The sequence below is a fragment of the Paracerasibacillus soli genome (genome assembly GCF_042432965.1).
In the GTDB taxonomy this organism is placed as follows: Bacteria; Bacillota; Bacilli; order Bacillales; family Amphibacillaceae; genus Paracerasibacillus; species Paracerasibacillus soli.
Map to the genome: position 1 here is coordinate 1 of NZ_JBHLWL010000062.1, position 26984 is coordinate 26984.

The 26984-nt window shown below is 35.4% G+C and carries 21 protein-coding genes; 1 reads left to right on the forward strand and 20 read right to left on the reverse strand.

Annotated features, from left to right (window positions below; all coding sequences use genetic code 11):
• The coding region (locus ACFFIS_RS15505) for a hypothetical protein (protein ID WP_390188275.1) at positions 1-1112 on the forward strand (1112 nt) is incomplete at its 5' end.
• A gap of 14 nt (positions 1113-1126) precedes the next feature.
• Here the strand turns inward: ACFFIS_RS15505 and ACFFIS_RS15510 are convergent.
• The 20 genes from ACFFIS_RS15510 to ACFFIS_RS15605 form a co-directional block, all read right to left on the reverse strand.
• Positions 1127-2428: an LlaJI family restriction endonuclease gene (locus tag ACFFIS_RS15510; RefSeq protein WP_390188276.1), complete on the reverse strand. Its 1302-nt coding sequence runs from the start codon at positions 2426-2428 to the stop codon at positions 1127-1129.
• The gene (locus tag ACFFIS_RS15515; RefSeq protein ID WP_390188277.1) at positions 2421-4118 is read right to left on the reverse strand and encodes an McrB family protein; all 1698 of its coding nucleotides are present in this window, start codon (positions 4116-4118) and stop codon (positions 2421-2423) included. Before ACFFIS_RS15515 ends, ACFFIS_RS15510 begins: the two co-directional genes overlap by 8 nt.
• A 3-nt stretch (positions 4119-4121) precedes the next feature.
• Positions 4122-5879, reverse strand: a complete 1758-nt coding sequence (locus ACFFIS_RS15520) for a DNA cytosine methyltransferase (RefSeq protein WP_320381479.1) — start codon at positions 5877-5879, stop codon at positions 4122-4124.
• Positions 5879-6109, reverse strand: coding sequence for a helix-turn-helix domain-containing protein (locus ACFFIS_RS15525; protein WP_320381478.1), 231 nt, complete (start codon positions 6107-6109; stop codon positions 5879-5881). The genes ACFFIS_RS15520 and ACFFIS_RS15525 overlap by 1 nt, the downstream gene beginning before the upstream one ends.
• A 292-nt stretch (positions 6110-6401) precedes the next feature.
• Positions 6402-7784 (reverse strand): 23S rRNA (uracil(1939)-C(5))-methyltransferase RlmD, encoded by a 1383-nt coding sequence (rlmD, locus tag ACFFIS_RS15530; protein WP_390188278.1) that lies wholly within the window; start codon positions 7782-7784, stop codon positions 6402-6404.
• 226 nt (positions 7785-8010) lie between these two features.
• Complete coding sequence (locus ACFFIS_RS15535; protein ID WP_390188279.1) at positions 8011-8997, reverse strand: diacylglycerol kinase; 987 nt, start codon at positions 8995-8997, stop codon at positions 8011-8013.
• A 303-nt stretch (positions 8998-9300) separates the two neighbouring features.
• Positions 9301-10731 carry an Asp-tRNA(Asn)/Glu-tRNA(Gln) amidotransferase subunit GatB gene (gatB, locus tag ACFFIS_RS15540; RefSeq protein WP_390188281.1) on the reverse strand — a complete coding sequence of 477 codons (1431 nt, stop codon included), beginning with the start codon at positions 10729-10731 and terminating at the stop codon, positions 9301-9303.
• Positions 10731-12197 carry an Asp-tRNA(Asn)/Glu-tRNA(Gln) amidotransferase subunit GatA gene (gene gatA / locus ACFFIS_RS15545; protein ID WP_390188282.1) on the reverse strand — a complete coding sequence of 489 codons (1467 nt, stop codon included), beginning with the start codon at positions 12195-12197 and terminating at the stop codon, positions 10731-10733. Before gatA ends, gatB begins: the two co-directional genes overlap by 1 nt.
• A gap of 15 nt (positions 12198-12212) precedes the next feature.
• Positions 12213-12503, reverse strand: coding sequence for an Asp-tRNA(Asn)/Glu-tRNA(Gln) amidotransferase subunit GatC (gene gatC, locus ACFFIS_RS15550; RefSeq protein WP_390188283.1), 291 nt, complete (start codon positions 12501-12503; stop codon positions 12213-12215).
• A gap of 260 nt (positions 12504-12763) precedes the next feature.
• Positions 12764-12910: a hypothetical protein gene (locus ACFFIS_RS15555; protein WP_320381476.1), complete on the reverse strand. Its 147-nt coding sequence runs from the start codon at positions 12908-12910 to the stop codon at positions 12764-12766.
• A 13-nt stretch (positions 12911-12923) separates the two neighbouring features.
• Positions 12924-14192 carry a helix-turn-helix domain-containing protein gene (locus ACFFIS_RS15560; RefSeq protein ID WP_390188285.1) on the reverse strand — a complete coding sequence of 423 codons (1269 nt, stop codon included), beginning with the start codon at positions 14190-14192 and terminating at the stop codon, positions 12924-12926.
• Positions 14193-14416: 224 nt separating this feature from the next.
• Positions 14417-15970: an L-glutamate gamma-semialdehyde dehydrogenase gene (gene pruA, locus ACFFIS_RS15565; RefSeq protein ID WP_320381473.1), complete on the reverse strand. Its 1554-nt coding sequence runs from the start codon at positions 15968-15970 to the stop codon at positions 14417-14419.
• A gap of 179 nt (positions 15971-16149) precedes the next feature.
• Positions 16150-17280 (reverse strand): CamS family sex pheromone protein, encoded by a 1131-nt coding sequence (locus ACFFIS_RS15570; protein WP_320381472.1) that lies wholly within the window; start codon positions 17278-17280, stop codon positions 16150-16152.
• 29 nt (positions 17281-17309) lie between these two features.
• Positions 17310-19325 (reverse strand): NAD-dependent DNA ligase LigA, encoded by a 2016-nt coding sequence (gene ligA, locus ACFFIS_RS15575; RefSeq protein WP_390188287.1) that lies wholly within the window; start codon positions 19323-19325, stop codon positions 17310-17312.
• Between the two features lie 13 nt (positions 19326-19338).
• A complete protein-coding gene (gene pcrA, locus ACFFIS_RS15580; protein WP_390188288.1) occupies positions 19339-21576 on the reverse strand; it encodes a DNA helicase PcrA in 2238 nt (745 codons plus the stop codon).
• Between the two features lie 51 nt (positions 21577-21627).
• Positions 21628-22305 carry a heptaprenylglyceryl phosphate synthase gene (gene pcrB, locus ACFFIS_RS15585; protein ID WP_320381569.1) on the reverse strand — a complete coding sequence of 226 codons (678 nt, stop codon included), beginning with the start codon at positions 22303-22305 and terminating at the stop codon, positions 21628-21630.
• Between the two features lie 358 nt (positions 22306-22663).
• Positions 22664-23365 (reverse strand): hypothetical protein, encoded by a 702-nt coding sequence (locus ACFFIS_RS15590; protein ID WP_320381469.1) that lies wholly within the window; start codon positions 23363-23365, stop codon positions 22664-22666.
• Positions 23366-23504: 139 nt separating this feature from the next.
• Complete coding sequence (locus ACFFIS_RS15595) at positions 23505-23801, reverse strand: YerC/YecD family TrpR-related protein (protein ID WP_390188290.1); 297 nt, start codon at positions 23799-23801, stop codon at positions 23505-23507.
• A gap of 47 nt (positions 23802-23848) precedes the next feature.
• Complete coding sequence (locus ACFFIS_RS15600) at positions 23849-24913, reverse strand: DUF3048 domain-containing protein (RefSeq protein ID WP_390188291.1); 1065 nt, start codon at positions 24911-24913, stop codon at positions 23849-23851.
• Positions 24914-25189: 276 nt separating this feature from the next.
• Positions 25190-26929, reverse strand: a complete 1740-nt coding sequence (locus ACFFIS_RS15605; protein WP_320381467.1) for an adenine deaminase C-terminal domain-containing protein — start codon at positions 26927-26929, stop codon at positions 25190-25192.
• Positions 26930-26984: the final 55 nt, after the last annotated feature.

Sequence of the window (26984 nt, forward strand, 5' to 3'; positions counted from 1 at the left end):
CATATACTGGGGATAAAACAAAGGAACTTGTCTTACGAAATAATAGTGAAAAATTCCGCGCAGCATATCTTTATGGGGAAGGCTTAAAAGAAATTGGTAGAGGAAAAAGTGGTGAAAAAAACAACATATTAGGAGAGTTTATAGGCATTAAGAAAAATGACTTAAATTCAATGATGTCATTTTTTAAAAAGTATGGATTTTTATTTCCTCTAAAAAATTACGAACAATTTGTAACTTTTCAAATAAAAGATGTAAATTATATAAAAGACAATCTAGAAGCTTTAATAAACATCTTTAGTGCCCAGGATACAGACAACATTGATTATAGAACTTTATTGGATTCGGTTCTTTTTCTGTTACTACAGAAAGAAAAGGTTATAAAAATCAATGACAACACTTGCTATAAATCTTCGAATAAAGACTTATTGCATAACATTAATAATGCAAATAAGATACGATTTGATGACAACAGCAACACAATACAAATTCCTAGAGATGATGGCGGGACAGTGCCAGCATTCGAAGTTAAGGATTATCTTTTAGGTGAGGGTATAAATGTGGTGATTATTGAAGAATACGAGAATTTAATGCAGGATGATGATTATTCATTATCGTTTCTAAAACAAATTGTAAAGGCCTACGTTAGTAAAAAAACAACTATTTTTAGTGAAGATGAATGTTTGATTATTGATTTTTTATATCATTTTTCAAGAAGAATCTCTATCATCATCCCAGAAGATATTTCATTAAATACACTATTTCAGGAAGTGGTATATGAAACATTTACTAAAAGGAAGAATGATGATTTAAAACAAGCTTTATTAAAAATATCAAAGTATTTAATTGAAAAAGAATTGAATCACTTTTTATCGGAAATCAAGCCAAAGTATGATGCGGACACGATGCGTCCCAACTGGAAATTACCTTCTTTATTTTCAGCAATGTATTTGTCACTTTTTTACTTAGATTCTAATCAAGCTATGTACAGGGTTTGTCAAAATATAAATTGCAATCAATTATTTTTAGTATCCAAAACAAACCAAGTTAAAAAGTACTGCTGCGTTTACTGCACTAATGCTGTATCACAAAGGAGATATAGGCAAAAAAAATAGAGTGGAAACTTTTATTAGTTCCCACTCTTTTGCATTTTTTTATTTCGTATTAGACTATCCTTAATTGCATCTGATAACTTTTTAATTTCCTGTCGATTTGGCTTAGTAGAATTTGCCATTAATTTTTTTACATCTATTAGTATCCCCTGCACACGTTCATAATCTTTATCCGCCTGTTTCCAATCGGCAACAGCTTCGCCAATAGAATAATAGTTTTCATTTCCCCCAAGTCTATTATCATATAGATTGAATGGTAATAAAAATGCATTAAGTATCTGTTTATTATTCTTCCTATCCTTAATAAACTTTGAGTTTTCAGCTATATATTCTGCATATGTTATCTGTTTATTTATGGACGTAGAACGTGGTAAATCGCTCACTCTTCCAGTCACACCGTACTTATAATATTTTGCATCCAATACCGCGATACTTTCATCAGTAATCATAATAGTATCTGGTTCAAGTGCTGCATTATCTCTATCACCAACACGTAGTTTCCAGTTAGTTTTAGGGAAATAATAGCCTTTATTAGACTCGCCATAAGTCTCATCAATTAATTTTTCCCAAACATATTCAAAATTGTTAGTTCCAAAATAAAACTCTTCCGGATCATCTGCACTATTTCTGAATTCAATAATTGCCAACATGCTTTGAAATAATTGCTTTAAAGAATCTTCATTTGTTTTCTCTAGTTTTTGTCGCAAAATAGTTTGATACATTTTAAGGTTTGGATTTCGAACATTAGCAGGTTGCGGTAACCTTTGCTTATAAATCCATCCCAATTTCATAAAGCTTTCATATACACAAAACTTATTTATTTCAGTGATAATATGTTTATCAGTATCACTATTTTTTCGAACCATTAAATTAGGATATACAAAACCTGTTTTTTGAGCGATAGGAGTCACTCTTCTTATAGTTTGTTTCATACTTACAGGGCCAGACGTTCCTTGAACATATACTTCTTCATTTTCCATATAGTAATCATAATCTAAATAATATCGCATTACTCGAAAGTATGCTTGGACTGGAAACCTAACTGTTTTTAATACTTGATTAGAAGAAATTTGCGAAACCCTAGACTGTTTATCATTATAAGCAGACAAAACCGATATCAAGTCAATAATATCATCGCGTAAGTTTTCTTCTTTTTTTGAGATATTATATCCTATAGGGAAATTCACACTAATTTCATGCTTGTCTCCCTTAATTTCTGATTTGATACCTACAAATGTATCTCCTTCTTTATTCGTTGCATTTCTACAATAACTATTCAAAGTTTTGGATAACACTACATCAGTAAAAGGCTTACTCATCCTCACTATCCCTTGAATCTAATGTTCTAAACAAATTTTCTTTTATGTCTTGATTGAACACATTGAATCTTTCTTCACCAACAGAATAGTTAAAAGTATCCAAAACTTTTTCTAAGCTTTTATATTCAACATCAAACAGTTCATCTCTACTGAATTTGAATGCATCATCCCAAAGATATTTAATAACTTTATCCCCAAATCTTGAATTCAAATCCTTAATAGCTTTATCGATTTTATCTGTATCTCTATCATTAATACCATATTTTTGTATTACATCATCAAGATTTTCTTCTTTACTATAGTATTTTAAAATTTCTTTTGTTACAAAGTAAGCACCTAATCTCTTATCCTCTGACGATAATGTAGCAGCACTACTTGTAATAATTTGGTCATTAATAACTGTATTGAATCTTTCCCATGTCACACTTGTATCAAGTATTGATTTTGAAGCATGTTCAGCCTTTGCTACATCATTTTCAATCATCTTCATATCCCATCTTCTTTGAAATGCAGTATCTAAAGTAAATACATTTTGATCTGCTGTATTCATTGTTGCTAGAATATATAAATTAGATGGAAGGTAGATAGGCTTTTCTTTCTCATCGAACACTTCATTAGCTATATTGTAATTGGTAATCTCATACGAACTTTTTCCATCATCATCTCTATCAAGTAACTGGAATATCTCTCCAAATATTGCTGGAGCATTACCTCGATTAATTTCCTCAATAACAAGATAGTAGTGGTCTCCAGGATTTTCAATCGCCTTTTTAAGTACTCTTGTAAAAGGACCAGGTGTGAAGTCGTAAGTAATTACTTTATCGTCACCCTCCCCCTTTACTGTTGGTAATATTTGTCCAACAAAATCCGTGTTCATATAATCTGGGTGGAAAACCACTCGTTCCATAAATTTAAAATCATTACAGTATTCCTTTTCAATTTTATAGCTTTTACCTGAACCGGGGACACCATATAGTAAAACGTTATTCCCACCCTTTACTCGATCAACATAATCACTTTTCGATTCATGTACTTCTTGTATTTCTTGAATAGTAACCTTTGGAATGTCATAATATGCACAAAAGTTCTCATATGAAAAACGTTCGAAAAATTCCTTTTCATCCATGTTATTTTCCATAGGTAGAGTTGAATTCACTTTTTCTATGATGCGATTCAATTCATCTATATTGTTTTCAATAATGAAGAGTTCATCGTTTTCATTTAACGATATTGGATAGCCATAAGCCTGAATAGCATTCTTTAAAATATCACTACTTTTCCCATCACCAAAATATTTTGTTGAGAAGTCTTCAAAGTGCATCCTATTACTTTCCGAATTTAACAACTCATTAGCAATCGCTACAAAAATAGAAATAGGCGGATCTTCTGACTTTACATAAGGATTTGGAGCTACATACATTTTAAACCAAAAATGTAAATACCTCTCTAAGTTTTCATCGTCAAAAGAATATAAATAACTTTGAACTTTAAATTTTTCTCCACGACATTCGAGCCCTAATTGACAAGCGTGTTGATATGCAGTTCGTTTATAGCCTCTCAGCTTCTCTTCTATTTGATCTATCGCTTCCAATCGTGGAATGTCATATGTCATATCTGGATATATTTTTAAAATCGTTTTTAAATTATCTAAAGTGAAGTTTCTCCACCTGGCTAATGGAGTATATCCCATAGTTTATTCCCCCTTCTTCAAATTTGGATAGTATTCTAATATTTTATCTACAATTGCTATTAAAACATCTACAACTATTGAATTTCCCGCCTGTTGATAAGCTGGGGTGTCAGCAACAACAATTTTAAAACTATCGCAAAAACCCATCAATCTCAAACATTCCCTAGGAGTTAACTTTCTTAACCGACCTTCTGTTGTTACATAATTATCTACACCAGCTCTATGCATTTTATGCATAGAGGTTAACAACGGTCGGGCAACATCTAAATCTGTTTCAGGACGTGAATAAAAACCTTTTGTTCCAGATGATAATACATATTTTTTAACCTTTTCCGACAAAAAGTATTTTTCTAAATCCTGAATTGTTTTTTCTTTGTCTTTGTTTTCTTCAACAAATACAAAGTCACCATGCCAATTAAATTGCTGATTCTTTTTTTGACACAATTGAATATCACCATCAATTTGTGTATAACGTTTATCTAAGTTCTTTTTATCTGTTACAAAATTAACACCTTTTTGTGGTAAGAAGTATTTACCCGAAACATTATCAATTAAATAGTCTTGCATTGTTTTATCTAGTTTAATTGGTTCAGGGAATTTAAACTCTTTTATTTTTAAATCCTTTCTAAATCCAACTACAAATAATCTTTCCCTATTTTGTGGTACGCCGTAATCTTTCGCATTTAAAATAGCATCGTGCCAATCATAGTTAAGTTCGTCAAATACATCCTTCATTGTTCTCCAGGTATTTCCGTCATCATTACTTAAAACTGCTTTGACATTTTCATAAATAAATACCTTGGGTTGTATCTCCTTAACAAGTCGAGCAAATTCATAAAATAGGGTTCCTCTCGTATCTTCTAGTCCCCTTTGTTTCCCAACTAAACTAAAGGATTGACAAGGACTCCCTCCAACAAATAAATCTACCTGGTTATGATACTGCCTTCCATCTAAGAATGAAGCATTCCAATGAAAATGCTTTGGGTCTATATTATAATTGGCCATATAAGATTCTCTAACTCTATTTCGACTCTCTTGGCCTTTATAAAGCCTATTTACATATGCATTTTTCTCCTCAAACGACTCGATATTTTTCAGGTCTTCCAAGACTGCGGATGTATTAATTTTCTCATGCAACATAGAAAGTGCATCTGACACTTCTCTTAACACCTTAACCGTTTGTTTAAATTCAGTAATATCAACTAGTTTTGTATACTCATTACCTTGTGTCATATTTTTGAAATACTCACTTACGACAAAATCACCACCATAAATTCTTTTATAATCAGCTTCTATTTTAATAAATGATTTTTTTGCTTCAATAAATTTATGCAGCGGTGAATAGTTATCAGATTCATAAACTTTTATCCATTTCGCATAAGCCTTGTGAACATTTTCGTTAAAGTAATCTCCTTCAATAAAATTTGAAAGTAACTCTTTAGATAAATCTATCAAGTTTTCCTGATAATCTATTTCAGTTATAAAATCTTTATACTTTTTATTTATACTCAAAAAATTATTTGCTAATTCAATAGTGTACTCATCTTGATTGGATTCTAAATTTGTTGAAATTTTATCAATTAATTTTTTTAAAACATCAATTTCAACCTCAATTTCATCGATTTCAGGTAATATTTTTTCACTTAATACATCAATATCACCATTATCACACGCAAATACTATTTCGTGAGGTAATCCCATTCTTTTCAATGCATGTTCAATTGCACCAATTCCGCTAAACACAGTTGCTAATTTAATCATTAAAAAATCTCCTTATCTCTATCGAGATCATCCTTAATAATCTCCATTATATCCCCAACATCACACTCTAACGTTTTGCAAATTTTTGTTATAGATTCCATTGAGACTGCTTCGTTTTTCCCCATCTTAGCTATAACATTACTACTTACACAAGCAGCATTTTTTAGTTGTGTCTTATTCATATTTCTATCTATTAATAATTTCCACAGTTTGTTATAAGAAACACTCATAACGCACCATCCCTTTATATTACTTATAGTTCTTTACTGAGTATTTATTATACCGTATCTCTATCTATAATGAAATATTCTTAGCTTATATCAATATTTATTTGATTTCAGATGATAAAATTGCAGTTTATTCATCCTATCAACTCCCCTAGCCAAAAGCCATTCTATCAACTCAACCCTACTTTTACCGAAAGCCAGGATCCATTTTCAGTAAAATAAAAATAAGATTCCCCAGCTTGGACATTCTCCAAAATCACTGGAAAACCTTATTCTATCAATGTTTTAATTCTTCTTATTCATCCACCCTAGACATCAACGCCACACACTCCACATGCATACTCTGCGGGAACATATCTATAGGTTGCACTTCTTTCGTTTCATATCCACCATCTTCTAATATCCGCAAATCGCGTGCTAAGGTTGATGGATTACAAGATACATAAACAATCCGCTTTGGCTGCATGCCAATCATAGCTTCTAGAAAGTCTACTTCACAACCTTTTCTAGGTGGGTCAACGACGATAACATCCGGGCGTAGGCCTTGTGCTTTCCACCAAGGCATAACTTTTTCCGCTTGTCCGACAACAAATTCCGTATTGGTAATACCATTTATTTTCGCATTCATTTTTGCATCGCTAATCGCTTCTGGTACAACTTCTACCCCGTATACTTTTTTAGCCTTTTGTGCCATAAATAATGAAATCGTTCCAATCCCGCAATATGCATCAACTACTACATCATTTTTCGTAATCGCAGCATATTCTAACGCCTTTTCATATAGAACTTTCGTTTGTGGCGGATTAATTTGATAAAAAGAATGGGCTGATATTGCAAATCGAATATCACCAATCGTATCATAAATATATTCTTCGCCCCATAGTACCTTTGATTTCCTTCCCATAATGACATTTGTTCTGCGGTCATTAACGTTATGTATAATCGATTTTATTGTCGGATATGTTTCCGTTAATTCTTTAACTAGTTCCTCTTGATGTGGTAATTCTGCCGTTCGGGTAATGATTACAATCATCGCTTCATTCGTTTGACGACCGGTACGCACCATGATATGACGAAGAACACCTGTATGCTTTTCTTCATCGTATGCAGAGATTCCTAAACTACTTGCAATTCGTCGCACCGCTTCTACTAATCGATCATTCACTTCATCTTGTACAACACATGTATCCATATCCTTAATAATGTCATGGCTCCGCATACGATAGAAACCTGTTATTAGTTCCCCATCATTTTCCCCAACTGGAATGGCTACTTTATTTCGATAGCGCCATGGATCATCCATTCCAAGTGTCGCGTGTACTGGAACATGTTCCATATGTGCTATTTTGCGCATGACGTTTTTCACTTGATTCTGCTTCATTTGTAGTTGTAAATCATAACTCATATGCTGGATTTGACAACCGCCACATTTATAAAACACGTCACAAGGAGGTTCTACACGGTCAGGGCTAGGCCTTTTTACTTCTAACAGCTTTCCATAACCAAAGTTTTTATTTACTTTAACTACTTTTACAACTGCTTCCTCACCAGGTAAACCATAGGGTACAAAAAGCGGATAACCCTCAAGTTTTCCTACCCCATGCCCTTCGTGTGTTAAATCTTCAAATTGTATCGTTATTTCATCATTCTTTTTAACTGGTATATTTCGCTTCGCCAAGATAATCTTCCTTTTTTTGTTTTGTCCATGTTACTTATATTACCATAAATAGACTTATTTAAAACAAACTCGCATATATCGTGCAATATGTCTTCGGTATTTTCCCCTATATGGAATGAAAACAAAAAGAAGACTACTTCACATGAGTAATCTTCCCTCCAATATTTACGTTCTAATCATTCTTATATTAACGGATCATAACATACAATATAAGTAAACGGTAATGTTACTTTTCTTCATCAGTGTGATCATTTAGCAACACCGTATCCACATCACCTGTATCTTCCACATCTGCAGGATCTTGAATTGTGATTTGATTTAACTCCTTCACAGCTTGTGGTACAAAAAACTCAATATGCTGTTTAAGACTCTCGAACTCACCAGGCAAAAGACCACCGTATTCACCATCTATGTTTAATTGCATTTTGTCAGCCGGCGTTACTTTAATATGTTTTGCTTTGGCGTATATGACATGTTTATCATCAAGATGAGTTCCACGCAAAGCAAGTGTTGCAATTCTAATGAATTCTGCTAAGTTCGTTTTTCTTAAAATGATTAAATCGAACAGTCCATCATCAATTTTGGCATCTGGGGCAAGTTTTTCAAAACCACCAACTGAGTTTGTATTTGCAATGAGAAATAACATAATGTCTTCATCAATCACATTACCATCATACTCAATTTTGGCGCGGATTGGCCTAATAGAAGGCAGCATTTCAATTCCTTTAATATAATATGCCAATTGACCAATCATTGTTTTTAATTTGCTTGGCACTTCATATGTTAATTCCGTCAACCTGCCACCGCCAGCAATATTCATAAAGTACTGTCCGTTTACTTTTCCGATATCAATAAACATACGATTGTCTTCTACGATAACATCTACTGCCCGTTGGATATTCGGAATACGTAATGCCCGTGCAAAATCATTCGTTGTCCCTACAGGAATAATCCCTAGCTTGGGCCGATATTCTTGTTCTGCCATCCCGTTAATTACTTCGTTAATTGTGCCGTCTCCACCAGCTGCAATCACAACATCATATTTACGTTGGACTGCAATTTTAGCTGCTTCTGTTGCATCTCCTGCACCAGTTGTAGCATGTGCTGATGTTTCGTATCCTGCACGCTCTAACCGCTCTAATACAGTAGGTAATTCTTTTTTGAAAATTTCCCTACCTGATGTTGGATTATATATGATGCGGGCTCTTTTCATGATAACCCCTCCCAAAAACCGATTATTTCTTTTTGGAAAACATTACACAATACTACCATCATATCTCTTTTCCTATACTTTGCAAAGAGCTTTGATAGTATGTTAATTTACGATATACTTTTTCATGAAAAATATTATACAGCGATTTTCCATAATAAGCTATAAAATATGATTTAGATCAAGGAATTTGCTCTCATTTTCCAAGTCAAAAATAGATCCACTTTTGTCCCTATCTTTTATTAAAATAATATAAAAAATACAAAGCTAGGCTTGTTTTTAATATGCCTAGCTTTGTTGCGTTTATTATCTTTTGTCCATTTCTTGTTTTAAAATTTTATTAACCATTGGTGGATTTGCTTGTCCTTTTGTTGCCTTCATTACTTGACCAACTAAAAATCCAAGTGCTCTACCTTTACCATTTTTATAATCTATAATGGACTGCTCATTATCATTTAGTATTTTCGTTATAACTTCGGTTAATTGACCTTCGTCAGAAATTTGGACGAGCCCTTTTTCTTTCACGATTTTTTCTGGGTCACCGCCGTTTTCTACTAGCTCACTAAATACCTTTTTTGCCATTTTCGATGAAATCGTCCCATCGCCAATCAGCTTGATCATTTTCGCCAATGCTTCCGGTGTAATTGGCAGGTCATGCAGCTCTTTTTGATGTTTATTCATATATGCGGAAACATCACCCATTAACCAGTTTGACACTAGTTTCACATCAACATCATGTGTAATGGCTTCCTCAAAGAAATCTGACATTTCCTTCGTGCTTGTCATACCAACTGCATCGTATTCCGATAGTTTCAATTCTGAAACATAACGTTCACGTCTTGCATCTGGTAATTCTGGAATTTCATTACGAACGCGTTCTTTCCATGCATCATCAATATATAATGGTACAAGGTCTGGTTCTGGGAAGTAACGATAATCATCTGCTTCTTCTTTCACGCGCATTAAAATCGTTTCACCTGTCTTTTCATCAAAACGACGTGTTTCGTGCGCGATTTCTCCACCAGATAACAATACCTTCTCTTGACGCTTTTCTTCAAATTCCAAGCCTTTTTGTACATATGCAAAAGAGTTCAAGTTTTTCAGTTCTGCTTTTGTTCCAAACTTTTCCTGACCGTATGGGCGTAATGAAATATTTGCATCACAACGTAGCGAACCTTCTTGCATTTTCACATCTGAAACACCTGTAAACTGGATTATATTTTTCAGTTTATCTAAGTAAGCATATGCTTCCTCTGGTGTACGTATATCTGGCTCAGATACGATTTCAATTAGTGGAGCCCCTTGGCGGTTAAAGTCGACTAATGAATAGCCATCATCACCGTGTGTTAGTTTTCCAGCATCCTCTTCTAAATGTACACGCGTGATACCAATCTTTTTCTTTTTCCCTTGTACTTCTATTTCAATCCAACCATGTTCTCCGATTGGTTGATCAAACTGTGAAATTTGATATGCTTTTGGATTATCCGGATAGAAATAGTTTTTTCTGTCAAATTTCGTATGTGTGGCAATTTCACAGTTTAGTGCCATTGCTGCTTTCATTCCGAAGTTTACAGCTTCTTCATTTAAGATTGGCAATGTTCCGGGATATCCCAAATCAATTGGGTTCACATTCGTGTTTGGAGCATCACCAAAAGCATTTGTACTTGGGCTAAATATTTTAGATTTTGTTTTTAATTCTACGTGAACCTCTAATCCAATGATTGTTTCGAAATTCATTATTTTCCACCTCCAATTTGAGGTTGTTGTTTATGATAGTCTGTCTTTTGTTCATATGCATGTGCTACACGATATACCGTGCTTTCATCAAAATGTTTTCCAATTATTTGCAAGCCAATTGGTAATCCTTCACTTGAAAAACCACAAGGAATTGAAATACCTGGTACACCAGCTAAGTTTACTGGTATTGTTAAAATATCGTTCACATACATTGTAAGTGGATCATCGATTCTTTCTCCAATTTTAAATGCGGTCGTTGGGTTCGTTGGTCCGATGACAACATCATATTTTTCAAAAATAGAGTCAAAATCTTGTTTAATTAATGTACGAACTTGTTGGGCTTTTTTGTAGTAAGCGTCATAATAGCCAGAACTTAATGCAAATGTTCCTAACATAATACGACGTTTTACTTCCTCACCGAATCCTTCACTTCTTGACTGTTTAAACATGTCCAACATATTTTTTGCATTTTCTGAGCGGACACCATAACGTACCCCATCAAAACGTGCCAAGTTAGCCGATGCTTCTGATGAAGAAAGCAAATAATAAGTTGCAACAGCATACTTAGAGTGTGGTAAGGAAACTTCCTCCCATGTTGCTCCCATGGATTCGTAAGTTTTTAATGCTTCCAATACAGCCTCTTTTACTTCAGGGTGTACGCCTTCGCCAAGATATTCTTTCGGAACAGCGATTTTCAAGCCAGTTACATCACCTGTTAAAGCATCTGTATATGTAGGGACTTCTACATCTCCGCTTGTAGAATCCATTTTGTCATGTCCAGAAATGACTTCTAAGACACGAGCATTATCTTCAACCGTGCGCGTAATGGGACCAATTTGGTCTAGTGATGATGCAAATGCAACAAGTCCAAAACGTGATACACGACCATATGTAGGTTTTAAACCGACAACACCACAGAATGAGGCTGGTTGACGGATGGAACCACCTGTATCTGATCCAAGTGCAAACAAAACTTCTCCAGCGGCAACTGCAGCAGCAGATCCACCACTTGAACCACCTGGTACATAGTCAAGGTTCCATGGGTTTTTTGTTTTTTGAAAGCTAGAGTTTTCTGTTGAAGAACCCATCGCAAATTCATCCATATTTAGTTTCCCGACTGTAACTGCTTGTTCAGCCTGTAATTTTTCCATAACCGTTGCATCATACAAGGGATCTTCAAAATTACGTAAAAACTGACTTGCACAAGTCGTACGTAGGCCTTTTGTTACAATATTATCTTTAATTCCACTTGGGATACCAAATAGTTTTCCGGTTTGATCGTCTAGCTTGTCAAGTTCTTCCGCTTTTTTTAGCGCATTTTCTTCATCTACTGTGATAAAGGCTTGTACATCTTTATCAACTTCTTTAATACGATTTATCGACGTCTCGACAAGGTCTTTTACGCTAATTTCTTTTGCTGCTAGCTTTGCTTCAATTTCTTTTATACTATGGTTAAATAAAGACATCTACTTTCCTCCTTCTTACTCCAAAATGGATGGAACGCGAAATTGTCCGTCCTTTTGATCTGGTGCATTTTTTAATGCTTCTTCTTGGGTAATCCACTGTTTTGGCTCATCTTTACGCATCACATTTTTAAGGTCCAATACGTGCGTGGTTGGCTCCACATTTGTTGTATCAAGTTCTCCTAGTTGTTCAGCGTATGTAATAATAGAACGTAAATGTTCTGTAAACATGACTGCTTCTTCTTCTGTAATCGCAAGTCTTGCTAATTCTGCTACATGTTTCACTTGTTCTTTTGTAATTTCAGACATATGCCGCACCTCCGTTAGACGTTTTATTGTATATTGTTTTTTTGCACTCTTATATTTAAATCGCCATGGTAACACTATTGATGATAGCAGAAACAACTCAATTAACGCAACTTCTGAACCATATTAAGCTGTATTCTTACAAGATTTACAGTGACTTATCCCTTCATTTTCTTTTAAACAAAAAAATGCCCGAGATTGTATCAGTATCTCGGGCCAAAAATAGGGTAAAAATACATTCAGTTTGAAGAAAACGATGTTAATTATGCATTTGATTCTGGGCCATCTACAGAAAGTATGCCAGGCTCAACTTCAAAAGCAGCACTGTCTACTACTGCGCTGTTTTGTGCAAAGAGGAAACCAGCGATAAGTAGGCCACTACATGCAATTGTTGCAATTAGCTTTTTCATTTTATCCCCTCCTTTATAAGTTGGCTATGTGATCATAAGCCTTAGTAACAAGTTTATAGTATTTAACAGAGTCTTTATACCTTTTTGTAGATTCATAGTATTCTGCGAGCATTTTAGCATAAACTACTAAATGACCAAAGTCCCGCTGTTTTTGAAGAAAAGGTATAAATTTCTCTGCTACTAACTCTTCAAATTGTTCATACTGTTTGTCAATATTTAATTTGTAAGTATAGGTAACATAGTAATAGAGCTTGTAATTGACATCATCTTTAATTAGCTCTAACCACTCTACTGCTGTTTCAATAAGCTGTCTTGTCTTGTCTATATTTCTTATATCATAATACTCTGTTATGAGTGAGATTAACGCAGTTAGTCTATCAGTTTGCTTCACATTTTCATCTGCATAAATATGTTCAAAATAGGTAATCGCCTTTTCCGGCTCCCCCAAAGCTGTATATAAATAACCTAAGTTTTGGTTTGTAAGTTGCATAATATGATTATTTTTATTAATTTCACCAAGATGGCGTGCTAAATTATAATGTTTAATCGCCTTTTCTGTCATTTTAATTCTTCGATATGATATACCTAATAGGATATGACATTGGGCACATCTGAAGAAGTTATAATATTTGCGATATACTTCAATTGCTTGATCTGCATATTTAATCGATTCCAATGTATTTCTAAGCTTACTATGCGTTACCGAAATAACGTACTGTAAATCAGCTATTTCTTCTTCTGATAACATAAGGTGATTTTGTTGTTTCTCTTCGGCATGCTTATACATCTTCATTGCATGACTGAATTCACCTTGCAAATAATTATAATTCCCTCTAAACTTGTACCAATAATATTGATGCAAATTATCAAATGACTTTGACATATCATTTAGTTTATTAATTTGCTCTAATGCTTTTTCATTTTCCCCTAAGACGAGAAAGTATCTAATCTTATGTATTTCAAACATAATCAGACTATCGGATCGCATCATCCCTACTAGCTGTTCTAGTTCTTCATAGTCTGTTGTGATTTTCGCCCGATTATTAACTTCAAAAAGTGATTTATACCATTGTTCGCATTTCTCATTAATCGTAATATCTCGGTCACCATCTAATTGAATGCCCAGACGTGCACAGAGCATATTTATTACTTCTGGTGTAGCCTCTGTTCGGGAATTTTCAATTTTAGATAAATATGACATCGAAACAATACCGTGGGCTAACTCTTCTTGGGTCATTTCTTTTTTCAAACGTTGTATTTTAATAAATGTACCAATATCCATCGTTACCCACCTCCGATTTTCTTTTTCAGATTTATTTATCCTGTATATATATCATAACATATATTCTGATAATTCATATTGGGAAAGTTAATAGGCGAAAACCCCGTTTAACCCGTAAAAAACTTTCCTACTTTCCTAGTTTTCGTACAAAAAAGCATAAAAAGCTCATTTTTATAGGATAATCTATAAAAATGAGCTTCATTCATGATAGTTTCATATAAATATTAAAACATTTCAGATGTTGTTTTTCCTTGCATATGTTGGATTAAATAATCTGGGCCACCAGCTTTTGAGTCTGTTCCTGACATATTAAATCCACCAAATGGTTGATATCCTACAATTGCTGCTGTACAACCACGGTTAAAGTATAAGTTTCCTACATGGAAATCTTCACGTGCTTGTTCTAAGTGTTGACGATTATTTGTAATAACAGCACCAGTTAGTCCATACTCTGTGTTATTTGCAATTTCAATTGCTTCATCAAAGTCTTTTGCTTTTGTCATCGCAACGACCGGGCCGAAGATTTCCTCTTGCATGATGCGTGCTTTCGGATCAACGTCACCAAAGACAGTCGGTTTAATGAACCAACCTGTTGAATCGTCACCTTCTCCACCAACAAGTAGTTGACCTTCTTCTTTACCAATTTCGATATAGCTCATAATTTTATCATATGCAGCTTGGTCGATTACTGGTCCCATGAAGTTACGGGATTGATCAGCCGGATTACCAACTGTTAATTCTTTTGTTAATGCTACTACACGATCTTTTACTTGTTCATAAACATCTTCATGGATAACTGCACGGGAGCATGCAGAACATTTTTGGCCAGAGAAACCAAATGCAGATTGGACAATCGATTGTGCTGCTAGTTCTAAGTCTGCCTCATTATCCACGACAATGGTGTCTTTTCCACCCATTTCGATAATCGTACGTTTCAACCAAACTTGTCCTGCTTGTACTTTTCCAGCACGTTCGAATATTCTAGTTCCAACTTCACGTGAACCTGTAAAGCTAACGAAACGAGTACGTGGATGGTCAACTAGATAGTCGCCAACTTCTGAACCAGGTCCTGGAATATAGTTTACTACTCCCGCTGGCATACCTGCTTCTTCTAACACTTCCATTAATTTGTACGCAATAATTGGCGTTGTACTTGCAGGTTTTAATAATACTGTGTTTCCTGTTACCATAGCTGCAACTGTTGTACCTGCCATGATTGCAAATAGGAAGTTCCATGGAGAAATAACAAGACCAACACCTAATGGAATATAGTGGAATTGATTATATTCAATCGGACGACTTTCTACTGGAACACCATCTTTGATTTTTAACATTTGACGACCATAGTATTCTAAAAAGTCAATTCCCTCTGCAACGTCAGCATCTGCTTCATTCCAAGGTTTTCCGCCTTCTTTAATTAAATGTGCCGTAAATTCGTATTTACGACGTCGGACAATTGCAGCTGCGCGGAATAAGATGTCTGCACGTAAAGTAGGGTCGGATTTGCGCCATGTATCTTTAAATGTTTCGTCAGCAACTTGCATTGCCTTTTCTGCAATTTCCTTGTTTGCCTTTGAAACATAACCAAGCACTTCATTTTTATTAGCAGGATTGACAACCTTAATTTTATCTTCTGTCATGATCCGCTCTCCGCCAATAATAAGCGGATATTCTTTACCGAATTCGCTTTCAATTTGCTCAAGAGCAGCAAACAGCTTTTGTTTATTTTCTTCCACTGTGTAATCTGTGAAAGGCTCGTGTTTGTAAGGTACTACCATATAAAAAAACCTCCCTAAAATGATGTATCTTTATCCCATCCAGACCAAATTACATAAAAACCTTCACTGTTAAGATCTTCTTAAAAATCCAACAAATAAAGGATGGAATATTCCCATCCTTTATTTTAACGGATTTATACATTTGATTCAATGAATGCATGCCAATCAAACAAATCATACTAGTGCATGATATGTGTAACCGGTTCTTTCTCACCTGCATTTCGATAAATCATACTTTCCAAACGATCACTCGATTTAATATTGATTTCTAAGTCATATCTATCCGGAAAGACATCTTTCACAACCCCATACGCGTATTGTGTAAAGCCGAGTACTTCACCTTTGCCATAGAATTCAATTGGAACATCAATCGTTAATCTTTTCATTTCACCATTAATATAAAAACCTTTTCCAATCAAACCAACGTAATTAGGAAAATACTCTGCAATTTTATTTGCAAAACCTTGGACAATTTCTGCATCCTCAACATATTTTTTGCTCGCTTGGCTTGATGGAAACAAGATATTTTCTTCCTTTATTTTTTCCCAATCGGCTACTTTATCTTGTCCACCTTCAACGTATGTTTTCGCCAAAAAGTTACCTGGTACAGGGGACCCTTGCTCTTCTTCACGATAAAGTGCAATCATAATTGGAATATCCGTTAGACCGTCCATTGCGCGTAGACGTTTTAGTACATTTTGTGCAATTTTATATCCTTGTTGTAACATTTCCTTTTGAGGAATCTTTTCATAATAATACGGTCCACCAATTTCAGTTTGAAATGCATAGACTGATTTCAAAGCAATCCCAATCGATATCCCGGCTGTTTCAACTGTCTTTTCATCATCTTTCTTTAGGAGAAAGTTTTGCTCTAATATATGAGATAAATATCGTGGGTTTTCCCGGTTATATTTTACCTTTTCTTTTGTGTTCTTTTTGTCACTATCTGCCTGTTTTTTTGGGTTTAATTCATCAATAATATCTAACACGATATCACTCGTAAGAAACTGTCCTTCACGAAAATAATATTCTTCCGTATCAAAATACTCCTTTGAATGTCTGCGCAGTCCTTCCTCCATTTCATCGATATCTAAACGATTTTGTACTTGGCTTACAATGACCCCGCGAGCTGCACTAGGTTCATACGGTAAAATCATGCGATAATTGTCTTTAGACAATTGATAACTAGGTACAATCGATGGCTCTTGTTTTTCCTTTTCATCTTGCACAACTTCATTATCTTTTAATTTTGGGGCACAACTTGTTAATAATAGTAATACACTTATACAAATGAAAATTAGTTTTTTCACGGTAGTCCCGCTCCTTGCTTCCCAATAAATTATACTTCTTCCGCTTCTTCTAGCGATTGTTTTAATTGTTCCTCATCCCATATTGTAATTCCTAGCTTAATTGCTTGGTCATACTTGGAGCCGGCAGCTTCTCCTGCAACGACAACATCGGTGTTATTACTGACACTTCCCGTTACATTTCCACCTAATCCTTCAATACGCTCTTTTGCCTCTTTACGTGTAAACTGTTCTAATTTCCCTGTTAAAACGAATGTTTTATCCGTAAAAATAGTAATTGTCTCATTTTCTGTTCTTTTTGGTCCTTTGTATGTCATGTTCAAACCTAACTCTTTTAATGCTTGTATCATCAATTCCACTTTTTCTTCAGCAAAGTACTGGACAACTGCATCTGCCATTTTGTCGCCAATTTCATCGATTTCAATGAGTTTATCATAGCTTGCTTGTTGTAATGCATCCATCGTTTCAAACGCTTCAGCAAGTATTTGGGCTGCACGTACACCGATAAAGCGAATTCCTAAACCGAATATTAACTTTTCTAAGGAGTTCTGTTTGGATACTTCAATCGCGTTCAACAGGTTTTGCGCGGACTTTTCGCCAATTCGCTCTAGTTTTAGTAATTCTTCTTTTTGTAAACGATATACATCAGGTATCGTTTGGATTAATTGTTCTCTAAATAGTTGTGCTACTACTTTTTCTCCAAGTCCTTCTATATTCATCGCATCACGAGATGCAAAGTGAATCAGTCCTTCTTGTAATTGAGCGGGACAGTTTGGATTCATACAGCGTAAGGCTACTTCGCCTTCGATGCGAACTAATTCATTCCCACATGCCGGACATTCTTTTGGCATAAAAAATGCTTGTTCAACACCTGTACGTTGATCCGTCATTACTCGGACAATTTCAGGAATGATATCTCCTGCTTTTCTTAATACAACCGTGTCTCCGATTCTGACATCTTTTTCACGAATATTGTCTTCGTTATGTAATGTTGCGCGTTGCACGGTAGATCCTGCTACACGGACGGGGTCTAATATCGCGGTAGGTGTAATGACACCAGTACGACCTACACTTAATTCAACATCACGAATTGTTGTCAATACTTCTTCAGCAGGAAATTTAAATGCGATTGCCCATCGTGGAGTTTTAGCGGTATACCCTAGTGTTTCTTGTTGTGCAAGATTATCTACTTTAATGACGATACCGTCGATTTCATAATGTAAATGTGGCCGTTCGGCAGTCCAATATGTTACGTAATCAATAACCTCATCTATTGTAGCGCATTTTTTCCATTCTGGATTTACTTTAAAACCTAATTCTTTCATATATGATAATCGGTCACTGTGGGATGTTAGTTCTTTCCCTTCCCATTCACCTACACCATACAAAAATACGTCCAAGTTACGGGAAGCTGCGATTTTAGGATCCAGTTGTCGTAAGGAACCTGCTGCAGCATTGCGCGGATTCGCAAATACCTCCAGGTCGTCTTTTTCCCTTTGCTCATTTAACGCTAGAAAAGATTTATGTGGCATAAATGCTTCACCACGTACTTCAATTGTTTGTTGCTCTTTTATAGACAACGGGATGCTATTTATCGTTCGTAAATTCCCTGTTATGTCTTCCCCAATTCTGCCATCTCCACGAGTTGATCCTTGTTTAAAGTGACCATTTTCGTACGTTAAAGAAACAGCCAGTCCATCGATTTTTAATTCACATATATATGTAACAGACCCACCCAATGCTTGGGTAGTCCGTTTATCAAAATCTCTTAAGTCTTGTTCACTAAATGCATTTCCTAAACTAAGCATCGGAATACGATGTTCTACTTTTTGAAACGCATCAAGGGGCTGATCCCCCACTCGCTGTGTTGGAGAATCAGGCGTGATGAATTCTGGAAACTGTTCTTCTAACTTTGATAATTCTTGTAATTTTTGGTCATACTCCGCATCCGGTACAGTTGGCTTGTCGAGTACATAATATTCATAACTGTATTTTTGTAAAATCTCTTTTAATGTTGTGATTTGCTTTTGTGCTTGGTGCTTATCCATCCACAAGCACCTCCTATTGTTTTGTAATCGGGGCAAATTTTGCTAATAATCGCTTGATGCCTATTGGTGCTGGGAAAGCAACATCTACTTCCATATTATCCCCTTCACCTTGGACTTTAACAACGGTGCCAACACCCCATTTTTTATGATTTGCCTTATCACCCGGCTGCCAAGTTTTAGTTTCTGCTCCAGTCGTCTTTTGTGGTTCAATCCGTACTGCTTTGCGCTTCGGCACCTCTTTTTGCTGACGATTCGCTTGCTTATGGCTAGATAAAAATGCGGAACTTCCAAATGGACTCGCTACAGCTTCCTTCCCTTCTAGTAACTCCTCGGGAATTTCATCTATAAAACGACTAATCGGGTTCATATTTGTACGGCCGTACAATGTGCGCATTTTGGCATGTGTTAAGAATAAGCGTTGCTCTGCACGGGTAATTCCTACATATGCAAGACGGCGTTCCTCTTCCATTTCTTCATCATCAAACATCGAACGACTATGAGGAAATACATTTTCTTCCATACCAATAAGGAATACAACTGGGAATTCTAATCCTTTAGCTGAGTGTAAAGTCATGAGGACTACTTTTTCCTCAAAGTCGGGATCTTCTTCATCCACATTATCTATATCCGCAATCAATGCTAAATCGGTTAAAAACGAGATTAATGTTTTATCTTCTGTTTTTTCCTCGAAGTTTTTTGTTACGGTCTTAAATTCTTCTAAGTTTTCTAATCTACTTTGTGCTTCAATCGTCCGCTCATTTTCTAACATTTCTTCGTATCCAGTACGTTCTAACACTTGTTCCACCATATCTGTTGCCGTTAAAAACTCCTGTTGTTGATGTAAGTTCCGAATTAATGTTGCAAATTTATCTAAAGCAATTGCGGCACGCTTCGAAACACCGGTAAAGTCGACTTCTTTTACCGTTTCGTATAAAGACAAATCATGTTCTGCCGCATAAGCTTGCAAGCGTTCAATGGATGTTTTACCAATTCCTCGTTTCGGTTCATTTACAACCCGTTCAAAGCTTATATCATCATCTGGGTTAGTAATTAAGCGTAAATAAGCAATCATATCTTTTATTTCTTTTCGATCATAGAACCTTGTTCCGCCTACCATTTGATAAGCTGTTCCAGATTTCATAAACGCATCTTCTATTGCACGTGATTGCGCATTTGTGCGGTATAATATGGCAATTTGGCTTGGAGAAAAGTCATTTTCACGGGTTAATTCTTGAATCTTATCCGTAATAAAGAAGGCTTCATCCTGTTCTGTCGCACCTTGGTAATAATATATCTTCTGTCCTTCAATATTTTCAGTCCATAATTTTTTCGGTTTACGTCCTGGATTATTTTCTATTACTTTATTTGCAGCTTGTAAAATGAACTTCGTGGAACGATAATTTTGTTCTAATAAAATAGTTCTTGCTGCTGGATAATCCTTTTCAAACGATAAGATATTCGAAATATCAGCACCACGCCATCGATAAATCGACTGATCTGAATCACCTACAACGCATAAATTTTGAAAACGACTAGCAAGTTGTTTTACTAAATAGTATTGGGCATGGTTTGTATCCTGATACTCATCTACGTGAATGTATTGAAATCTTCTTTGATAATATTCCAATACTTCCGGGACTCGCTTAAATAAATGGATTGTTTGCATAATCAAATCATCGAAATCTAATGATTGATTTTTCCTTAAAATCTTTTGATATTGTTCATAAACACGTCCTACTTGGCGATCATAAAAATTAGCAGCCTGCTCTTGATACGCCTCAACTGTAATAAGTTCGTTTTTTGCTGCACTAATTTGTCCTAGCATTGCCCGTGGATCAAATTTTTTCACGTCAATATTTAAGTTTTTCAATACTTGTTTGACAACGGATAACTGATCACTACTATCCAAGATAGAAAAATTTCTATTATAACCGATTCGATCAATATCACGGCGTAAAATCCGTACACACATGGAGTGGAATGTTGACACCCACATATGTTGTCCATCTGGTCCTACTAATTTTGCAACCCGATCTCGCATTTCACGTGCTGCTTTATTTGTAAATGTAATCGCCAAAATATTTCGTGGCGACACACCTTTTTCATCCATGAGATAAGCGATACGATGGGTAAGCACTCGTGTTTTCCCACTACCTGCTCCTGCCATAATTAATAAAGGGCCTTCTGTATGTTTAACAGCCTCTTGTTGCTGTTTATTTAATCCGTTAAAAAGCTTTGTTATTTGTGTCATGAAAATACCACCTCAACTTCATGTCTTTTTTAGGAAGCTAAAAGACATACTCTATTTTACTGCCGCAACTGTTTTCAACGCTTCTTTAAAATTTGTATAAATACTATTACCTACAATAATGACATCTGCATGTTCTTTCATTTCCTTTGCTTGTTCAGCTGTTTCAATTCCTCCGCCATAGAAGAGCAATGTTTGTTGTAACTCGTTCTTCACCTTTTTTACAAGCTGTGGATCACCATAAGTTCCACTATACTCCATATAAAATATCGGCAATTGAAAAATATGCTCAGCCATATAAGCGTAGGCTACTGTATCTTCTTCCGTAGGCAATTTACAGTTTGTTTTTTGAAAAGCTTTCGCATCTTCATTTAAAATACAGTATCCTTCGACGAATATCTCATCCCAATTCATAATATCTTTAAAGGTTTTCACTGCTTCGTGCTGTATATCCATCACCCATTTTTTATCATGACTATTAAGCACCATCGGGATAAAATAATAATCAAATCCTGGTGTGATGGCATCCATTTCTGAGATTTCCAATATACATGGCACTTCATATCGCCGAATACTTGATAATAAATCAAGTACATTATCTAATGTAATATTATCTGTTCCACCAACAATAATCGCATCTGTTCCGGATTCGCAAATCATTTCCAGTTGTTCATCCGAAATTTCTTTTGCTGGGTCTAGTTTAAAAAGATGTTTCCATTCATTTATATTAATGTGCACGCCTTAATCCTCCATTTACATATTCCATTGTCCTATTATAACAAAAATCGTATAAGGATTTGAGGGATATGAAGTAATTTTTCAATTGGAAAGCGTGAGATTATGATTTTTGGTAATTAATTGTAGGTTTTCATGCAAGGATATTCCCTTTAAAGGATATTCCCTTTATGGGGTAAATAGTGGAATATAGAAAGGCACATACTTCAGCAAGCAAGTGCCGAAAGAAGATAACTAATAGTACTTGAAATCAGCATAACAGGCTGGCTCCACATTAGCATAGAGCGTAAATAACTCCTATATATAAGCCTTTTTTCATCATCAAATTCATTTGCAGAGCCATACATGTCATGTGCTAATTTTTATCCGTAATTCCGAGAATTTCTTTTACTTTCGCTTCATCCCCCTTGATGTGAATATGAAATGTATCTGCGATATGAACGTCACCATGTTTCACTTCTATACCTTTGCTTTTCACAAGCTGATGTAGCTGATATAGAGAGTCTGTCTTATCCCAAACATTCACAGAGCTCCCGTCTTTATAATAAATACGGTACTCCAAAGTCGGTATTACTCTTTTATGAATTCCTGAGCCATGCGTACGTCTCATTTCTATCTTTTTGCCAAAAATATCTATCGTCTTATAAGTAGTTGCCCTTGTTTCGATATAAGCAACTTCACTCCATTTTTTCTTGTTATATTTCAATAGATTTTGTTGCACAATTCCCGCTTCATTTGTTCGATTAACATATGTCGTTGTAATGAGCAGACCAAAGATACAAACTATCATGATGATAGGGATAATTTTCTTTCCACTTGTTGTTAGTTTTGCCTTTTTCCAAATGATGAAGAAAAGAAGAAAGATAGCACTGAAATATTTCACAGCACCTATCAACGGGGTTGTAAATGTAATAGAACTAGCTGACAGTAAAAAATAAATCCCTTTTAAAATAGGTGTCGTAAGCAGGAATACGAGCAGCATGAACAAACCATAAAACAAAAGTTTCTTCAAAACAATTTTCATTACCCTTTTTAGTTCATTTATTTCTATTTCCAATTAGAAGCACACCTTCTCCCCAAAGCGCTCTGTATGTAGTATAGATTCGCCCTATTTCCAATTACGTAATATTCAGTTATATCTTTTTAAATAAACCTACTATCCACCTTATCAAGTGATTAGCGGATAGCCGGTTACACTAATTTTCTTTTGCTATACGTTCAATCGCGAGTTTGTATCCATCGCTTCCATAATCAATACAACGGCGAACGCGTGAAATGGTGGCAGTTGAAGCATTCGTTTCTTTTTCAATATTACTATACGTGCTTCCATTCATCAGCATTTTGGCTACTTGAAAGCGTTGTGAAAGAGATTGGATTTCTCCCATCGTTGCAATATCATCAAAAAAACGGTAACATTCCTCTCTTGTTTTTAAAGAAAGGATGGCATCAAATAGTTCATCTAATGTTTTTCCTCTCAAACGATCAATTTGCATGATATACCCCTCCCGCTCTGGTCTGTGAGTTCCAACCTTAACGTTCTCTATATGGATTCATTTGATAAAGTTACTTCCTCTTTGAGACCAGGATTGTCTGGAACAATATTAATCCAAGTTTTCCCAGGTACAAAACCAATTGGTTTCCCATCTTTTACTGGTAAAATATAGCCTTCATCATTTTTCCACTGCAATTTTTGTACTTTCCCTTTTTGTAATAAATATGCTTGACCACCAGATTGTATATCAATTTTTCGTCTCCCTGCATCATCCATAATGTGATGGGGTGTTTCCAATATAAATACGTTGTCCAATTCAACCGGCTTTTCCGTTTCCATATCAATCGTCTTTGTACCATCGCTAAAACGAATATATTTTTCTTTTGTTGCATCGTATTCATATGTAACCGTCGTTTTAGGATTTTTATAGTAAACAATTTCAGCCTTTTTGTATGCATCACCAGAAATATGTTCTGACTCTTCTTCGTTTAAAAATGGTAAAGGCTTTAAATCATCCTTCATTGTGTAACCTAACTTTTCAGCCGTATCTTCCACAGCTTCATATTGCAAATAAGAATTATGTGGCGCTTTTCGAAAACTCTCTCGTTTAAATAAAACTTTATCATTATCATAAATAGCACCATTTAAATGTTCGATACTACGGTCTTTTATCATTTGATCAACAAATTTAGCTGCTCCGTGATAAATATATAATGCGTGGTAACCTTTAGCAAGTTCAAAATAATATTCTCTCGCACTACGAACTGGCCCAACTACCTTTGGTTGCTCACTTTGAAAAATAGAGAGAAATCTTGTGATGTTCCCTTCTGCCAAAATTTCAAACGTAATATCAGCCTGTGCAAGTCCTGATTGTGGACGAGCTTTCGCATGATTATTAATCATGACCCCTACAGGACGCGTATCAATTGATTTAGTTGTCTGTAATCCTGTAAATGGGTATGTATGTTTTAGACCATCTTGATTTTCCTTCGATTTTTCCTCTTGCTTCATTTGGTCATTACTTGCATCTTCTCTTTCCTTAGCCGTGTCCTTTTTACAGCCCATTGTTATAAGCAATAATAGGAGAACAAGTGCTATGGTGACCTTTTTCATTTACGCAACACCCCATACTATAAGTATACATGCTAATTCTATTTCCACCTAAAATATAATCCATTTCTCACAGGTTCTTAATACGTAGAAATACAAGAACCTACTTACTTTATCTCGATTGTCGTTTAGTTTGCTAACATGCTCTTACTACGATAATAGAAAGAGCTGGAAAAAAGTATCTTGATGTCCAGCTCTTGATTGTCAAACATAATATATTTTGCTGTCTATTGATATAATCATATACTGGTCATACCATTTGTCAAGCATCTCATATCGCTAGCGCATTGTTGCTGGAAACATGACTTCTCTAGACATGACATCTACAATTCCCTTTTGTGTGATTCGAATATACGGTAAATGTGTCGATGATAAAAATAAAATCGTATAAACAGGATCCGCAAATGGATACCCAAATTTAGTTAAGATAGATTGCAGTTCTTTCTCCAATTTTATTAATGTGTCCATCTCCCCTTCATACATCACGCCACCGATATGTAGTGGAATTTCTAATAACACTTCTCCTTCGTGGACGATAACAATTCCACCTTGTATTTCTTTCAATCTCTTTCCAGCTAGTAAAATATCTTGTTTGTTTTTCCCTATTAATACGATATCACCCGTATTGGAGTAGGAGCTTGCGATTGCCCCCAAGGAATGTGTAAAACCATGAATTAATGTGTTGACATGCCATTTTCCATATCGATCAACGAGCATAAGAAAAGCCTCTTCATTATAATCTGGCAATCTCATCAATGTAATATCCGTTTGAATCGGATACGGCTTCATTATGACGTCATTCACCATTTTTAAACCAATTGGTGTTGAAAATTGTAAGTCTTCCATCGTTAAATCCCAGTTTAATTGTAAAGGTGCCACTCCATGCTCGGTCCAATTCATTCTGCTTTCCTGTTTCATATTTATGCCGTCTTTTACAATCCACTCCCCTTTTGCTAATACACCTATTGGGGTCGGTCTATTTTTTGCTTCTAATATATTAATATGTGCAATTCTACCAGGTGCAATACTGCCGATTTGATCTTCAAGACGTAAATGTTTCGCGACATTATACGTGACCATACAGTATGCCTCTTCTAGTGGAACACCTTTTTCAATCGCTATTTCTAAGCACACATTCATTAATCCCCGTTCATAGAAAGAAGGTGTCGCTCCATCTGTTGTCATCGTTATTTGATCGAAACTTGTGATGTTAGCTTCGATAATTTCTTCCAGTATATGTGGTAAATCTGGTCGGATAGACGAATGGCGTAAACCTACCTGATAGCCTAAGCGTAGTCTAGTAATAACATCTTTCCCGGTCATAGATTCATGGTCTGCATGAACTCCTAATAGTTTTAACTTGGTCAACGTCTTTTCTGAAGCACCTGGAAAATGTCCCTCAACTGGCTTATTTAATCGATTCGCCTCTTGGATCCAGTATAATAATCGATCGTCTCCATCTAGTAATTGTGGCCAAGCTGTCAATTCGCCTCCTTGTACAACAGATGGATGAGAAAGCCAATTTAATACATCTTTCGTATTAAAATAAGCATCTTCATCTTTTAATGTCGTTTGGGAATCAAATCTCGCCCACCAATACATGCTAATCGGTAGTTTGTCAAACTCATCCAGTAAAGTAAACGCTTTCTTTTTATCCAATAAAAAATGCCACATTAAATTATCGTTCACCAATGTCGTCGTGCCAGATGCAGCTGCGTGATAAGCTAGTTGTTCCGGATTGTACAATTGAAATGGATGCGCGTGAGGTTCGATGTAGCCAGGTACAAGATATTTCCCCTCACAATCGACATACGTCGTACCATTATCCTGTTTAGGCAGTTCGTCACCAACATAAACAATCCGTTCTTTATCAATCCAAATATTTGCAGTAAGCCATTGTTTTAAAAAGACATTTAAATATGTTGCCTTCTGTAAAACTAACGTTGGTGCCGCAAGTCCATCTATTATTTTCACATGATTCCTCATATCTCGATTTCTCCAGTAACCGTTTTCAAACATATATATCAACTCTCCAGTTTATAAGTGTTTCCGACTTTGTTCAAAAGTACGCAAA

Excerpts from the sequence above, each read along its gene's own strand:
- ACFFIS_RS15525 (WP_320381478.1), bottom strand. The coding sequence starts at position 6,109 with ATGAGTGTTTCTTATAACAAACTGTGGAAATTATTAATAGATAGAAAT.
- ACFFIS_RS15515 (WP_390188277.1), bottom strand. The coding sequence starts at position 4,118 with ATGGGATATACTCCATTAGCCAGGTGGAGAAACTTCACTTTAGATAAT.
- ACFFIS_RS15510 (WP_390188276.1), bottom strand. The coding sequence starts at position 2,428 with ATGAGTAAGCCTTTTACTGATGTAGTGTTATCCAAAACTTTGAATAGT.
- ACFFIS_RS15535 (WP_390188279.1), bottom strand. The coding sequence starts at position 8,997 with ATGAAAAGAGCCCGCATCATATATAATCCAACATCAGGTAGGGAAATT.
- gatB (WP_390188281.1), bottom strand. The coding sequence starts at position 10,731 with ATGAATTTCGAAACAATCATTGGATTAGAGGTTCACGTAGAATTAAAA.
- ACFFIS_RS15600 (WP_390188291.1), bottom strand. The coding sequence starts at position 24,913 with ATGAAAAAGGTCACCATAGCACTTGTTCTCCTATTATTGCTTATAACA.
- ACFFIS_RS15520 (WP_320381479.1), bottom strand. The coding sequence starts at position 5,879 with ATGATTAAATTAGCAACTGTGTTTAGCGGAATTGGTGCAATTGAACAT.
- ligA (WP_390188287.1), bottom strand. The coding sequence starts at position 19,325 with ATGGATAAGCACCAAGCACAAAAGCAAATCACAACATTAAAAGAGATT.
- ACFFIS_RS15560 (WP_390188285.1), bottom strand. The coding sequence starts at position 14,192 with ATGGATATTGGTACATTTATTAAAATACAACGTTTGAAAAAAGAAATG.
- gatA (WP_390188282.1), bottom strand. The coding sequence starts at position 12,197 with ATGTCTTTATTTAACCATAGTATAAAAGAAATTGAAGCAAAGCTAGCA.
- ACFFIS_RS15555 (WP_320381476.1), bottom strand. The coding sequence starts at position 12,910 with ATGAAAAAGCTAATTGCAACAATTGCATGTAGTGGCCTACTTATCGCT.
- ACFFIS_RS15605 (WP_320381467.1), bottom strand. The coding sequence starts at position 26,929 with ATGTTTGAAAACGGTTACTGGAGAAATCGAGATATGAGGAATCATGTG.
- ACFFIS_RS15595 (WP_390188290.1), bottom strand. The coding sequence starts at position 23,801 with ATGCAAATTGATCGTTTGAGAGGAAAAACATTAGATGAACTATTTGAT.
- gatC (WP_390188283.1), bottom strand. The coding sequence starts at position 12,503 with ATGTCTGAAATTACAAAAGAACAAGTGAAACATGTAGCAGAATTAGCA.
- pcrA (WP_390188288.1), bottom strand. The coding sequence starts at position 21,576 with ATGACACAAATAACAAAGCTTTTTAACGGATTAAATAAACAGCAACAA.
- pruA (WP_320381473.1), bottom strand. The coding sequence starts at position 15,970 with ATGGTAGTACCTTACAAACACGAGCCTTTCACAGATTACACAGTGGAA.